13 protein-coding genes are annotated in these 12,494 nt (G+C 70.3%); 11 read left to right on the top strand and 2 right to left on the bottom strand.

Features of this window, described 5'->3' with window-relative positions:
• Positions 1-44 precede the first annotated feature (44 nt).
• Positions 45-725, bottom strand: coding sequence for a DUF2306 domain-containing protein (locus tag ACWDLG_RS28940; RefSeq protein WP_449925742.1), 681 nt, complete (start codon positions 723-725; stop codon positions 45-47).
• Positions 726-899: 174 nt separating this feature from the next.
• Here ACWDLG_RS28940 and ACWDLG_RS28935 point away from each other — a divergent pair, with 174 nt between their 5' ends.
• The 7 genes from ACWDLG_RS28935 to whiA all read left to right on the top strand — a co-directional run bounded on the left by ACWDLG_RS28935 (position 900) and on the right by whiA (position 7,971).
• On the top strand, positions 900-1,337 hold the full coding sequence (locus ACWDLG_RS28935; RefSeq protein ID WP_449925739.1) for a Rieske (2Fe-2S) protein: 438 nt from the start codon (positions 900-902) through the stop codon (positions 1,335-1,337).
• Between the two features lie 109 nt (positions 1,338-1,446).
• On the top strand, positions 1,447-1,923 hold the full coding sequence (locus tag ACWDLG_RS28930) for a Rieske (2Fe-2S) protein (RefSeq protein WP_354907142.1): 477 nt from the start codon (positions 1,447-1,449) through the stop codon (positions 1,921-1,923).
• Between the two features lie 49 nt (positions 1,924-1,972).
• Complete coding sequence (locus ACWDLG_RS28925; protein ID WP_449925735.1) at positions 1,973-2,446, top strand: Rieske (2Fe-2S) protein; 474 nt, start codon at positions 1,973-1,975, stop codon at positions 2,444-2,446.
• Positions 2,447-2,663: 217 nt separating this feature from the next.
• Positions 2,664-4,571 (top strand): excinuclease ABC subunit UvrC, encoded by a 1,908-nt coding sequence (uvrC, locus tag ACWDLG_RS28920; protein ID WP_449925732.1) that lies wholly within the window; start codon positions 2,664-2,666, stop codon positions 4,569-4,571.
• A 5-nt stretch (positions 4,572-4,576) separates the two neighbouring features.
• Positions 4,577-5,464, top strand: coding sequence for an RNase adapter RapZ (gene rapZ / locus ACWDLG_RS28915; protein ID WP_354907139.1), 888 nt, complete (start codon positions 4,577-4,579; stop codon positions 5,462-5,464).
• A gap of 461 nt (positions 5,465-5,925) precedes the next feature.
• Entirely contained in the window at positions 5,926-6,918 is a 993-nt protein-coding gene (locus ACWDLG_RS28910) for a gluconeogenesis factor YvcK family protein (protein ID WP_449925729.1), read from the top strand.
• Positions 6,919-6,990: 72 nt separating this feature from the next.
• Positions 6,991-7,971 (top strand): DNA-binding protein WhiA, encoded by a 981-nt coding sequence (gene whiA / locus ACWDLG_RS28905; RefSeq protein WP_354907137.1) that lies wholly within the window; start codon positions 6,991-6,993, stop codon positions 7,969-7,971.
• A 473-nt stretch (positions 7,972-8,444) separates the two neighbouring features.
• Here the strand turns inward: whiA and ACWDLG_RS28900 are convergent, their stop codons facing one another.
• Positions 8,445-8,945, bottom strand: coding sequence for a hypothetical protein (locus ACWDLG_RS28900; RefSeq protein WP_449925726.1), 501 nt, complete (start codon positions 8,943-8,945; stop codon positions 8,445-8,447).
• A 186-nt stretch (positions 8,946-9,131) separates the two neighbouring features.
• Between ACWDLG_RS28900 and gap the strand changes: the two genes are divergently transcribed.
• The 4 genes from gap to secG all read left to right on the top strand — a co-directional run bounded on the left by gap (position 9,132) and on the right by secG (position 12,474).
• Entirely contained in the window at positions 9,132-10,136 is a 1,005-nt protein-coding gene (gene gap, locus ACWDLG_RS28895) for a type I glyceraldehyde-3-phosphate dehydrogenase (RefSeq protein WP_449925724.1), read from the top strand.
• Entirely contained in the window at positions 10,136-11,314 is a 1,179-nt protein-coding gene (locus ACWDLG_RS28890; protein ID WP_449925722.1) for a phosphoglycerate kinase, read from the top strand. The genes gap and ACWDLG_RS28890 overlap by 1 nt, the downstream gene beginning before the upstream one ends.
• A 48-nt stretch (positions 11,315-11,362) precedes the next feature.
• Positions 11,363-12,145, top strand: coding sequence for a triose-phosphate isomerase (gene tpiA / locus ACWDLG_RS28885; protein WP_354907133.1), 783 nt, complete (start codon positions 11,363-11,365; stop codon positions 12,143-12,145).
• Between the two features lie 98 nt (positions 12,146-12,243).
• The gene (gene secG / locus ACWDLG_RS28880) at positions 12,244-12,474 is read left to right on the top strand and encodes a preprotein translocase subunit SecG (RefSeq protein WP_354907132.1); all 231 of its coding nucleotides are present in this window, start codon (positions 12,244-12,246) and stop codon (positions 12,472-12,474) included.
• The last annotated feature ends 20 nt before the right edge of the window (positions 12,475-12,494 follow it).

The raw sequence follows: 12,494 nt of genomic DNA, 5'->3' as shown, positions 1-12,494 counted from the left end.
GGACGGCGAGGCGAGGGGGGCGGCGGGGCGCCGCCCCCCTCCTCTCAGCGGGCGGTGCGGCCGCGCTGCAGCCACCATTCGGCGACCAGCAGCGGGATGGTCCAGCCCAGCCACGTGCTCAGGCCCGCGACCGTCTGCATGAGCTGCTCCTCACCGCCCGCGGGGGCCGAGGGGAGCAGCAGCACCATCGCGACGAGTCCCCAGATCCGGTTCGTGATGATCGACATGGTGAGGGCGAAGCTGCGGATCATCCAGCGCCGATGCTCGGCGAACCGGCGCTGCCTGGCCATCCGCCATCCGGCGATCGTGCAGGCCAGCCACAGCGGCGCCATGAGCAGGGAGCTGGCCATCGCCACCGGCCCGAACGGTGTCGCCCACGCCAGCACCAGCGCCAGCACGCCCGCCGGCAGCTGGGCCAGCACGTACACGCGGCCGACGATACGGTGCGCGCGCCGGTACCGCTGCCGGAACCACGGCCACACCTGTAGGCAGCAGGCCAGCATCGCGATCGATCCGAGCAGCACGTGCACGGACAGCACGGCGTAGTACCAGAGATGCGGTGAGGGCACCCGGGAGAGCGCGGGATCGAGCGAGACGTACGGCGGCAGCGAGAACGCGACGAACGTGAGGGCCACGACGCCGAGCGGCGCCACCCAGGGACGCCGCCACCAGCGCGGCCGGGAGGCGTGCTCCCCGCGCGGGCGGGGAGTGGTTGTGATCGTCATGGCCACACCATCCGGGCAGCCGCTGACCATCGGCGCACCATCCGCTGACCGCTGACCGCAGTGCCGCCTGCCCGCGGCGGGGCCGGATGCGGGACCGAGGGGTGGTCTCAATAGGCTTAAGAACAGGTAAAGGCCCGGCCTGACATGGGCGACGGGGGAAGGTGGAGGGGGCACATGGCAGGCGAGGAGCAGGGCGGCGGCATGCCCGCGATCGGGCGGCGCGAGATGCTGGGCGCGACGGGCGTGGCCGTGTGCGGCGTCGCGCTGGCGGGCTGCGGCACCTCCGACGGGTCCGCGAAGGCGGTGGTGCCGCCGGGTATCAAGGGCAAGGTCATCGCCAAGAAGGCCGACGTGCCCGTGGGCAGCGGCAAGGTGATCCAGGAGTGGAAGATCGTGATCACCCAGCCCACGTCGGGGGTGTTCAAGGCGTTCACCGCCAGGTGCCCGCACCGCGGCTGCTCGGTGAACCGGCCCCAGGACGGCGTCATGACCTGCCCCTGCCACGGCAGCGAGTTCGCCGCCGACACGGGCAAGTGCCTGAAGGGCCCCGCGACGGGCCCGCTGGCGGAGTTCGCGGTCAAGGTCGAGGGTGACGGCATCGTCATTCTGTAGGGGAAAACGGTAAATGTGCATGGACCCGAGCGCTGGTTGAGGAGAGGCTGAACCGGTGCGGTCGCGCCGGCCGTACCTGACAGAGACAGCGATTCCCGGGAGGGTGACCATGGCAGAGACGACACGCCGCGCGGTGGTGCTGGGAGCCGGAGGGGCCGGCCTGGGGGTGTTGCTCACCGCGTGCGCGGGATACGGCCAGCCCTCGGGCGACGTGGTGGCCGAACCCGCGGCGAGCGGAGCGGGTCAGGAGCAGTCGGCCGAGCCGGGATCGGCCGCCTCGCCCGGCAAGAAGGCGGGCGGTGGCGAGCTGACCGGCACGGCCGACATCCCCGAGGGCGGCGGCAAGGTCTTCGCCGACAAGAAGGTCGTGGTCACGCAGCCCACGGCAGGCGAGTTCAAGTGCTTCACGGCCGTGTGCACCCACCAGGGATGCACGGTCGACGACGTCTCGGACGGCACGATCAACTGCCCGTGTCACGGCAGCAGGTACAACATCGCCGACGGCTCGGTCGCCAACGGCCCGGCGACCAAGCCTCTGGCCGAGAAGAAGATCACCGTCGACGGCGGCAGCATCTCGTTGGCATAACGCACCTTCTTTCACAATTTTCTCAGCAGTCTGCGGTTGGTTGGGCCGCATGGCAGAAGACCTTCACAGCCGCAGGACCGTCATCGCCGGCGTGGGAGCGGGCGGCCTCACCATGGTGCTCGCCGCGTGCGGCGGCGACGGCGGCGCGACCAGCGCGGCGCCCCAGGCGCAGGAAAGCTCGGCGGCCCCGTCGGCGTCGGCCTCGTCAGCGGCACCGGCGTCGACCGGCTCGGGCGGCGGTGCCCTCACGACGGCCGCCGACGTCCCGGTCGGCGGAGGGGCGATCTTCAAGGAGCAGAAGGTCGTCGTCACCCAGCCGGCCGCCGGGCAGTTCAAGTGCTTCAGCGCGATCTGCACCCACAAGGGGTGCCCGGTGACGTCGGTGGGCAACGGGACGATCGACTGCGCCTGCCACGGGAGCAAGTTCAGCATCGAGGACGGGTCGGTCAAGAACGGTCCGGCGACCGAGCCGCTGGGCGAGGTGCCGATCAAGGTCGACGGGGACTCGATCGCGCTGGCGTGAGGTGTCGCCCGCCGTGCCCGAAGGGCCTTCGGGTACGGCGGGCGCGCGGTGCCATTACGACGGTGAGCGGCACGCTCGGGGCGCGGCGGACCGGGCCGCTCCCTCGGCGGGGCGGCTGGATGTTAGGCCCCGAGACCGCGCCGTCGACGGCCGCGGTTGACCGTCCGCTGGGCGGAGGCTGGATCGCGCTTGGTTGTCGGTGGCGGCCTATAGGCTCTTGAACGTGGCGAGCACCTTGAGTTTCCGTCCCAAGCCGGGATCGATCCCCGATTCCCCCGGGGTCTACCGGTTCCGGGACGCCAACGCCCGGGTGATCTACGTGGGCAAGGCCAAGAGCCTGCGCCAGCGGCTCAACTCCTACTTCGCCGACTTCGCCGGGCTCCATCCGCGCACGCAGACCATGCTCACCACCGCGGCGAGCGTCGACTGGACCATCGTCGGCACCGAGGTCGAGGCTCTCCAGCTCGAATACTCCTGGATCAAGGAGTTCGACCCGCGCTTCAACGTCAAGTACCGCGACGACAAGTCCTACCCCTATCTCGCGGTCACCATGGGCGAGGACTTCCCGCGCGTGCAGGTGATGCGCGGCGCGAAGAAGAAGGGCACCCGCTACTTCGGCCCCTACTCCCACGCCTGGGCCATCCGCGAGACCGTCGACCTGCTGCTGCGGGTCTTCCCCGTGCGCACCTGCTCGGCCGGGGTCTTCAAGCGGGCCGGTCAGATCGGCAGGCCGTGCCTGCTCGGCTACATCGACAAGTGCTCGGCCCCCTGCGTCGGCAGGGTGAGCCCGCAGGAGCACCGCGATCTGGCCGAGGACTTCTGCGACTTCATGGCCGGCAACACCGGGCGCTTCATCAAACGGCTCGAACAGGAGATGCGCGCCGCGGCCGCCGAGCAGGAGTACGAGCGCGCCGCCCGCATCCGCGACGACATCCAGGCGCTGCAACGCGCGCTGGAGAAGCAGGCCGTCGTGCTCGGCGACGCCACCGACGCCGACGTGATCGCCCTGGCCGAGGATCCCCTGGAGGCGGCCGTCCAGGTGTTCTACGTACGCGGCGGGCGCATCAAGGGTCAGCGCGGCTGGGTCGTCGACAAGGTCGAGGAGACCACGCCAGGCGAGCTGGTCGAGCACTTCCTGCTGCAGATCTACGCCGAGGGCGACATCCCCAGGGAGGTGCTGGTGCCGGCGCTGCCGCCGGACGCCGCGGCCGTCACCGAGCTGCTGGGCGAGCAGCGCGGCGCCAGGGTGGAGCTGCGGGTGCCGCAGCGGGGCGACAAGAAGTCGCTGATGGAGACCGTCGAGCGCAACGCCAAGGAGGCGCTGGCCCAGCACAAGCTGCGCAGGGCCGGCGACCTGACGACGCGCAGCCAGGCGCTGCAGGAGATCGCCGACGCGCTCGACCTCGACCAGGCGCCGCTGCGCATCGAGTGCTACGACGTCTCCCACCTGCAGGGGGAGAACGTCGTGGCGTCGATGGTGGTGTTCGAGGACGGCCTGGTCCGCAAGAGCGAGTACCGCCGCTTCGCCGTACGGACCAAGGAGGGCGACGTCGCCTCGATCCACGAGGTGATCACCCGCAGGTTCAAGCGCTACCTGGAGGAGCGTTCGGCCACCGGTGAGCTGACGGCGGAGGACGATCACGGGCACGGGCCGATCGACCCCGAGACCGGCAAGCCGCGCAAGTTCGCCTACCCGCCCAACCTGGTCGTGGTCGACGGCGCGGGACCGCAGGCCGCGGCGGCGCAGCGGGCGCTCGACGAGCTCGGCATCGACGACGTCGCGGTGTGCGGCCTCGCCAAGCGGCTCGAGGAGGTCTGGCTGCCCGGAGACGACCAGCCGGTCATCCTGCCGCGCGCCAGCCAGGGTCTCTACCTGCTGCAACGGGTGCGTGACGAGGCGCATCGCTTCGCCATCACCTACCATCGATCCAAGCGGTCCAAGACGGTGAAGGAGAGCGCGCTCGACGGAGTGCCTGGCCTCGGCCCGGCGCGCAGGCAGGCGTTGCTCAAGCATTTCGGCTCCGTGAAGCGGCTACGTGAGGCCACCGTGGCCGAGATCTGCGAGGTCCCCGGCATCGGCCGCGCGACCGCAGAGGTGATCGTGTCAAGGTTTGCCCAGGAGTGAGGGTTATGAGCAGCCCAGAACATCAAGGACGCGCCGAGACCGCGTTCGTCATCGTGACCGGCATGTCAGGCGCCGGACGTAGCACCGCGGCCAAGGCGCTGGAGGATTTGGGCTGGTTCGTCATCGACAACCTGCCGCCTGGTCTGCTGTTCGCCATGGCGGAGGAGGCGGGCAGGGTGAAGCTGGCCGCCGACAAGGTGGCGGCCGTGGTCGATGTGCGGAGCCTCGCTTTCACCACCGACCTCAACGCCGCGATCGAGGAACTGGAGGCCCGCGGCGTGCGCGTCCGGGTCGTCTTCCTCGAGGCCAGTGACGAGGAGCTGGTGCGCAGGTTCGAGAACGTCCGCAGGCCGCACCCGCTGCAGGGCGAGGGCCGGCTGGTCGACGGCATCGCGCGCGAGCGCGGCATCCTACGCGAGGTGCGCGCCAACGCCGACCTGGTGATCGACACCTCCGCCCACAACGTCCACGAGCTGCGCAACAAGATCGTCGCCTACTTCGGCGGCGACGACCGGCCGGGGCTGCGGGTGAACGTCGTCTCCTTCGGTTTCAAGTACGGCCTGCCGGTCGACGCCGATCTCGTCGTCGACTGCCGCTTCCTGCCCAACCCGCACTGGGTGCCCGAACTGCGGCCGATGAACGGCCTCGACGTCCCGGTACGCGACTACGTCCTCGGGCAGGCGGGCGCCAAGGAGTTCCTCGACGCCTACGAGGAGGCCTTCAAGATCGTCGCGGCCGGATACGCGCGTGAGGGCAAGAGCTACGCGACGCTGGCGGTGGGCTGCACGGGCGGCAAGCACCGCAGCGTGGCCATGGCCGAGCAGTTCGGCGCCCGGTTGCGTGACCGCGGCATGGAGGTCCAGGTGAGTCACCGGGATGTGGGCCGGGAGTGACGGATGGGCAGGCGAGCGTAGCCGGTCGCGAGACCAGGGCCCCGGATGCCGGGGCCCGGCCGTCCTCGCGGGGGCCGGGTGGCCGTGCGGGGGTGTCGGCACGGGGTGAGGGCGACCTGGCGTCGCCGCCCCTGCGGGATCGCGGTGCTGGGACGGGGGCGTCCGTGCGTGATTCCGGTGGGCAGGCGTGGTCGTCCTGCTGGGGCTCCGGTGGCCGGGTGCGGTGGCCTGCCCGGGATTCCGCCGGCCGGGTGCGGTCGTCCGGGTGGGGGCCCGGTGGCTGGACAAGGCGGTGCGTAGGGGATCCCGGCGGCCGGGTGTGGTCGTCCCGGCAGGATCCCGGTGGCCGGGCCCGATGGTCCTTACGGGAGCACGGTGGTCGGGTGTGGTTGTCCCTGCGAGGTCCGGGTAGTGAGGTGCGGTTGGCGGCGCAAGGTACTGATGGCGAGGTTCGGGCGGATATGCGCGGTCCGGATGGTGACCTTCGAGAGGACCCGTGGGCTCCCGCCGCCGGGCGGGCGGGCCGCGGGCCGAAGGTGGTGGCACTCGGCGGCGGGCACGGCCTCTACGCCTCGCTCTCGGCGCTGCGGAGCGTGACCGACGAGCTGACCGCCGTCGTGACCGTCGCCGACGACGGCGGCTCCAGCGGCAGGCTCAGGCGTGAGCTCGGCGTGCTGCCGCCCGGAGACCTGCGCATGGCGCTGGCCGCGCTGTGCGGCGACGACGAGTGGGGCAGCACCTGGAGCGAGGTCGTCCAGCACCGGTTCAGGAGCGAGGGCGAGCTGCACGGGCACGCCGTCGGCAACCTGCTGATCGTGGCGCTGTGGGAACTGCTCGGCGACCCCGTGGCGGGCCTCGACTGGGTGGGGCGGCTGCTCGGCGCGCACGGCAGGGTGCTGCCGATGGCCTCGGTACCGCTCGACATCGTCGCCGAGGTCGAGCTCGACGGTGTGATCTCGACCGTCCGCGGCCAGGTGGCGTGCGCGCTCACGCCCGGCAGGGTCCAGGCCATCTCGCTGGTCCCCGAGGATCCTCCCGCGCGTCCCGAGGCCGTCCAGGCGATCCGCGAGGCCGACTGGGTGGTCTTCGGCCCGGGATCGTGGTTCACCAGCGTGCTGCCGCACCTGAAGGTCCCCGAGCTGGCCGAGGCGCTCCACGTGACCAGGGCCAAGCGGCTGGTGACGCTCAACCTGGCGCCGCAGCCCGGTGAGACCGACGACTTCTCCCCCCAGCAGCACCTGGAGGTGCTCAGGCAGCACGCGCCCGACCTCACGGTGGACGTGGTCCTGGCCGACACGGGCGTGGTCGACGACCGCGACGCGTTGGAGAAGGCCGCGGCCGCGCTCGGCGGCAGGCTCGTGACGGCCGTCGTGGCGGCCGAGGACGGCTCGCCGAGGCATGACCCACGACGTCTTGCCTCCGTCCTGGACGAGATTTTCCTCCAGAAGCGTTGATCCTGGTCGGCGCCGTGCGAAGGTGCGAGAGACTTCTTGGGAGCCGGTCTGTATGGGGGAGGACTAACGCTTATGGCAATGACAGGTGTGGTGAAGGACGAGCTGAGCCGACTGCCGGTGCTCAAGCCCTGCTGCCGCAAGGCCGAGGTGTCCACGCTGCTGCGCTTCGCGAGCGGGCTGCACCTCGTGGGCGGGCGCATCGTGATCGAGGCCGAGCTCGACACCAACGCCACCGCACGCCGGCTGATCAAGGACATCGGCGAGGTCTTCGGCCACAAGGCCGAGGTGCTGGTGCTCGCCCCCGCCGGGCTGCGCAAGGGCTCGCGCTACGTCGTGCGCGTCTACCGCGACGGCGAGGCGCTGGCCAGGCAGACCGGCCTGATCGACAACCACGGCCGCCCGGTACGGGGTCTGCCGCGCCAGGTGGTGGCCGGTGCCTCCTGCGACGCGGAGGCGGCCTGGCGCGGGGCCTTCCTCGCCCACGGCTCGCTGACCGAGCCCGGCCGTTCGATGTCGCTGGAGGTCACCTGCCCGGGGCCCGAGGCGGCGCTCGCGCTGGTAGGCTCGGCGCGACGGCTCAAGATCCACGCCAAGGCGCGCGAGGTGCGCGGTGTCGACAGGGTGGTGGTGCGGGACGGCGACGCGATCAGCGCGCTGCTGACCAGGCTGGGCGCCCACGACAGCGTGCTGGCGTGGGAGGAGCGGCGGATGCGCCGCGAGGTGCGGGCCACCGCCAACCGGCTCGCCAACTTCGACGACGCCAACCTGCGGCGTTCGGCGCGCGCGGCCGTGGCCGCCGGCGCGCGGGTGCAGCGGGCGCTGGAGATCCTCGGTGACGACGCCCCCGAGCACCTGGTCGTCGCGGGACGGCTCCGCGTCGAGCACAAGCAGGCCTCGCTCGAGGAACTGGGCCAGATCGCCGACCCGCCGCTGACCAAGGACGCCATCGCGGGCCGCATCAGGCGGTTGCTGGCGATGGCCGACAAGCGCGCCTCCGACCTGGGGATCCCCAACACCGAGGCCAACCTCACGGTGGAGATGATGGCTCCGTGACCCGGGGGCGCCGCGGGTCGGCGTCCGCGGTTTGCCGGTCTCCACGGCGCGGTGAGACTGCTCGCTGGGCGTGACCTGCCGGTCCGGAGGCGACGTGTGAGGTGCCAGGTCGCGTAGAGGGTGTCGCGGGGGCTCTCAGGTCACGGGTCGAGAGCCGCCGATGGCCGTGTGGACGTGCGGCACTGTGGCCGCGGCGCAGGATGCCCAGCTTGAAAGCGCCTCCTGTCCGCGCTGGAGGGCCGTGCGTCGGGGTCAGGCATGCCGGGCCTGGGAACGGGCTGGGGCCACGCACATAGGCCCGCGGGCTTCGGAGTGGAGCCGCTCACGTGCAGGTCAGCGGGTTCGGAGTGGGGCGGCGGTGGCCGGTGGTGTGGGGGCTTCGGGTGGAGCTTCGCGATCCGGGGTGACTTCGGCGGTTCTGGGGTGAAGCGGGCGGAGCCTCCCCGGACCGGGGCGAAACCGGGCGGGGGAGCTCAGCGGTTCCGCGGCGTGAACAGGTCGACCGGCTCCTCGGCGGGTACGGCGGGCGGCTGCGACGCGGCGGCCTCCCGGGCCGCCCTGACCGCTCTGACCCGCTTGTTCACGAACGCGAAGGCCGCCACCGCGCTGATCACCCAGAACAGCGCGATCACCGGGTCCTTCTGGATCACCTGGTCGAACCGCGTGACGACCGTGCGGGCGGCGGCCAGGTAGCCGGTGCCGGGGGCGGCCTTCACGGTGAGCACGGTCACGCCGATCGTGGTGCCGAGGGCGGCTCCGGCGGCGCCGTACAGGGCGGCCAGGACGGGCAGGACCGCGCTGGACGGTTGGACGGCCGTCATGCCGAGCCCGACGAGCACGCCTACCAGCACCGCGACGACGCCGAGGTTGTATTCGGTGATGCCGATGACCGTCCCGTGGAGACCGGCGCCGACGAGCATGGCCACCAGGCCCATGAGGGTGCCGGGTACCAGACCTGACTTCTGCTGGCTCATGGTGATGAGGTCCTAGGAAATGAGGGGATTTGACGGTAACGAGTCGGGCACTTTACTCGACCGGGGCAAATGACGTGTGGTGATCGAGGAAAAACCGGACGGGACCTCACGTGGTCTAAACCAATTTGGGTCCGATAGTGTTTGCAGAGGTTTCAGCCCGCCATTCATGTACGAGGAGACGGTTCCGTGAGCATCCGCGTAGGCGTCAACGGCTTCGGTCGCATCGGCCGCAATTTCTGGCGAGCGGTCGCCGCCAGCGGCAAGGACATCGAGATCGTCGCGGTCAACGACCTGACCGACAACGCGACGCTCGCCCACCTGCTGAAGTACGACAGCATCCTGGGCCGCCTGCCGTACGAGGTGAAGGCCAGCAGTGACGAGATCACCGTTGACGGCAAGGCCATCAAGGTCTTCGAGGAGCGCGACCCCGCCAAGCTGCCCTGGGGCGACCTTGGCGTCGACGTCGTGGTGGAGTCGACCGGCCTGTTCACCGACGCCGCCAAGGCCAAGGTGCACGCCGACAACGGCGCCAAGAAGGTGATCATCTCCGCGCCCGCCAAGGGCGAGGACATCACCATCGTGATGGGTGTCAACCACGACAAGTACGACCCCGCCGCGCACGCGATCATCTCCAACGCCTCCTGCACCACCAACTGCCTGGCCCCGATGGCCAAGGTCATCCACGACGCCTTCACCATCGAGAAGGGGCTGATGACCACCATCCACGCCTACACGCAGGACCAGAACCTGCAGGACGGCCCGCACAAGGACCTGCGCCGCGCCCGCGCCGCCGCGCTCAACGTGGTCCCGACCTCGACCGGCGCCGCCAAGGCCATCGGCCTGGTGCTGCCCGAGCTGAAGGGCAAGCTCGACGGTTTCGCGATGCGCGTGCCGATCCCCACGGGCTCGGCCACCGACCTGACCGTCGACCTGGCTCGCGAGGTCACCGTCGAGGAGGTCAACGCCGCCGTCAAGGCCGCCGCCGAGGGCCCGCTCAAGGGCATCCTGACCTACACCGAGGACGAGATCGTCTCCAGCGACATCGTCACCGACCCGGCCTCCTGCATCTTCGACGCCGGCCTGACCAAGGTCATCGGCAACCAGGTGAAGGTCGTCGGCTGGTACGACAACGAGTGGGGCTACTCCAACCGCCTCGCCGACCTGATCCAGCTGGTGGGCGCTGACCTCTGATGCGCACGCTCGACGATCTCGACGTGAAGGGCCGGCGCGTCCTGGTGCGCGCCGACCTCAACGTCCCCCTCGACGGGGAGACGATCACCGACGACGGCCGCATCCGCGCGTCGGTGCCGACGATCAGCACTCTGGTGGAGCGCGGCGCGAAGGTCGTCGTCTGCGCCCACCTGGGCCGTCCGAAGGGTGAGCCGAACCCGAAGTACTCCCTCGGGCCGGTCGCCAAGCGCCTGGGCGAGCTGCTGGGCCAGGAGGTCGCCTTCTCGCCCGAGGTGATCGGCACCGAGACGGTCGAGCGACTCCAGGACGGCCAGGTGGCCCTGCTGGAGAACCTCCGCTTCGACCCGGGCGAGGAGTCCAAGGACGACGCGGTCAGGCGCGCCTTCGCCGAGCGGCTGGCCGCCCTGGCCGAGCTGTACGTCGGCGACGGCTTCGGCGCCGTGCACCGCGAGCACGCCAGCGTCTACGACGTGCCGCAGCTGCTGCCGCACGCGGCGGGCAGGCTCATCGTGGCCGAGGTCGAGGTGCTCAGGAGGCTCACCGAGGACGTGGCGCGGCCCTACGTGGTCGTGCTGGGCGGCGCGAAGGTCTCCGACAAGCTCGGCGTCATCGCCAACCTGCTCACCAAGGTCGACAGGCTGCTCATCGGCGGCGGCATGGCCTACACCTTCCTCAAGGCCCAGGGTCACGAGGTCGGGGCGTCGCTGCTGCAGGAGGACCAGCTCGACCAGGTGCGCGGCTTCCTCGACGAGGCGGCCAAGCGCGGCGTCGAGCTGCTGCTGCCCGTCGACGTGCTGGCCGCCACCCACTTCGCCGAGGACGCCGGCCACGAGGTGGTCGACGCCGACAAGATCCCCGCCGACCGGCAGGGGCTCGACATCGGCCCGCGCAGCCGCGAGCTGTTCGCGAGCAGGCTGGCCGACGCGCGCACCGTCTTCTGGAACGGCCCCATGGGCGTGTTCGAGTTCGACGCGTTCGCCGGCGGAACTCGTGCGGTGGCCGAGGCGTTGGTCGCTTCCGAGGCCTTCACCGTGGTGGGCGGCGGCGACTCGGCGGCAGCCGTACGCCGGCTCGGCTTGCCGGAGGACGGCTTCTCCCACATTTCCACCGGTGGTGGGGCTAGCCTCGAGTATCTCGAAGGCAAGACCCTGCCCGGTCTGGCCGTCCTGGAGGACTGACGTGCAGCGAAACCGACGCGCCGAGAGCGGATGCGTGGTGAGCGGGCGTTGACCACACGCAAGCCGCTCATCGCCGGCAACTGGAAGATGAACCTCAACCACCTCGAGGCCATCGCGCTGGTCCAGAAGCTCGCCTTCGCGCTGAACGACAAGGACTTCGACAAGGTCGAGGTGGCGGTGCTGCCGCCGTTCACCGACCTGCGCAGCGTGCAGACGCTGGTCGACGGCGACAAGCTGCGCATCGTGTACGGCGCGCAGGACCTCTCCCAGCATGAGGCCGGCGCCTACACCGGCGACGTGTCCGGCGCGATGCTGGCCAAGCTCGGCTGCACGTACGTGACGGTCGGCCACTCCGAGCGCCGCCAGTACCACGACGAGGGCGACGGCGTCGTCAACGCCAAGGTCCTGGCCGCCTACCGGCACTCACTGACGCCGATCCTGTGCGTCGGCGAGGACCTCGGGGTACGGCACGCGCAGGGCCAGGTGGCCCACTGCGTGTCACAACTTGAAGCCGCTCTGCGCAGAGTCACCGAAGAGCAGGCAAAATCGATAGTGGTGGCCTACGAGCCGGTCTGGGCGATCGGTACCGGCGAGGTGGCCACCCCGCAGGACGCCCAGGAGGTGTGCAGCGCGCTCCGAGCACGACTCGCCGCGCTCTACACGCCCGAAGTGGCCGCCGGCATCCGTATCCTTTACGGAGGCTCGGTCAAGTCTGACAACATCGCCGGGATCATGGCTCAGCCCGACATCGACGGCGCCCTCGTGGGCGGCGCCAGCATCGATGCAGGGGAGTACGTCAAGATCTGCCGTTTCGGCGAAATGTCTGGCTAACTGGAGCGTTCGGAGGGTGCGACTTGACAGCAGGTCGTACCCTCTAGAAGCAAGTTTGAATCGTCGCGCGAACTGAGCATTGAAAGAACGGGTCTACGGTGATTATCGGAATCTCCATCGCCCTCATCCTGGCGAGCTGCCTGATGATCCTGCTGGTGCTGCTCCACAAGGGTAAGGGCGGAGGTCTGTCCGACATGTTCGGCGGCGGCTTCTCGTCGAGCTTCGGCGGTTCCTCGGTGGTGGAGCGCAACCTCGACCGGCTGACAATCATCACCGGCATCGTCTGGTTCGTCTGCATCATCGCCCTTGGCCTGCTGCTCAAACCCTGACAGCACGTCAACGCGTGACA

This window comes from Nonomuraea sp. NPDC003727 (assembly GCF_053586935.1).
This window is presented reverse-complemented; position numbering and strand designations above follow the sequence as displayed.

Coding starts and splice junctions, on each gene's coding strand:
- whiA (WP_354907137.1), top strand. CDS start 6,991: ATGGCAATGACAGGTGTGGTGAAGGACGAGCTGAGCCGACTGCCGGTG.
- rapZ (WP_354907139.1), top strand. CDS start 4,577: ATGAGCAGCCCAGAACATCAAGGACGCGCCGAGACCGCGTTCGTCATC.
- ACWDLG_RS28930 (WP_354907142.1), top strand. CDS start 1,447: ATGGCAGAGACGACACGCCGCGCGGTGGTGCTGGGAGCCGGAGGGGCC.
- ACWDLG_RS28910 (WP_449925729.1), top strand. CDS start 5,926: ATGCGCGGTCCGGATGGTGACCTTCGAGAGGACCCGTGGGCTCCCGCC.
- ACWDLG_RS28900 (WP_449925726.1), bottom strand. CDS start 8,945: ATGAGCCAGCAGAAGTCAGGTCTGGTACCCGGCACCCTCATGGGCCTG.
- ACWDLG_RS28890 (WP_449925722.1), top strand. CDS start 10,136: ATGCGCACGCTCGACGATCTCGACGTGAAGGGCCGGCGCGTCCTGGTG.
- ACWDLG_RS28925 (WP_449925735.1), top strand. CDS start 1,973: ATGGCAGAAGACCTTCACAGCCGCAGGACCGTCATCGCCGGCGTGGGA.
- ACWDLG_RS28940 (WP_449925742.1), bottom strand. CDS start 725: ATGACGATCACAACCACTCCCCGCCCGCGCGGGGAGCACGCCTCCCGG.
- ACWDLG_RS28935 (WP_449925739.1), top strand. CDS start 900: ATGGCAGGCGAGGAGCAGGGCGGCGGCATGCCCGCGATCGGGCGGCGC.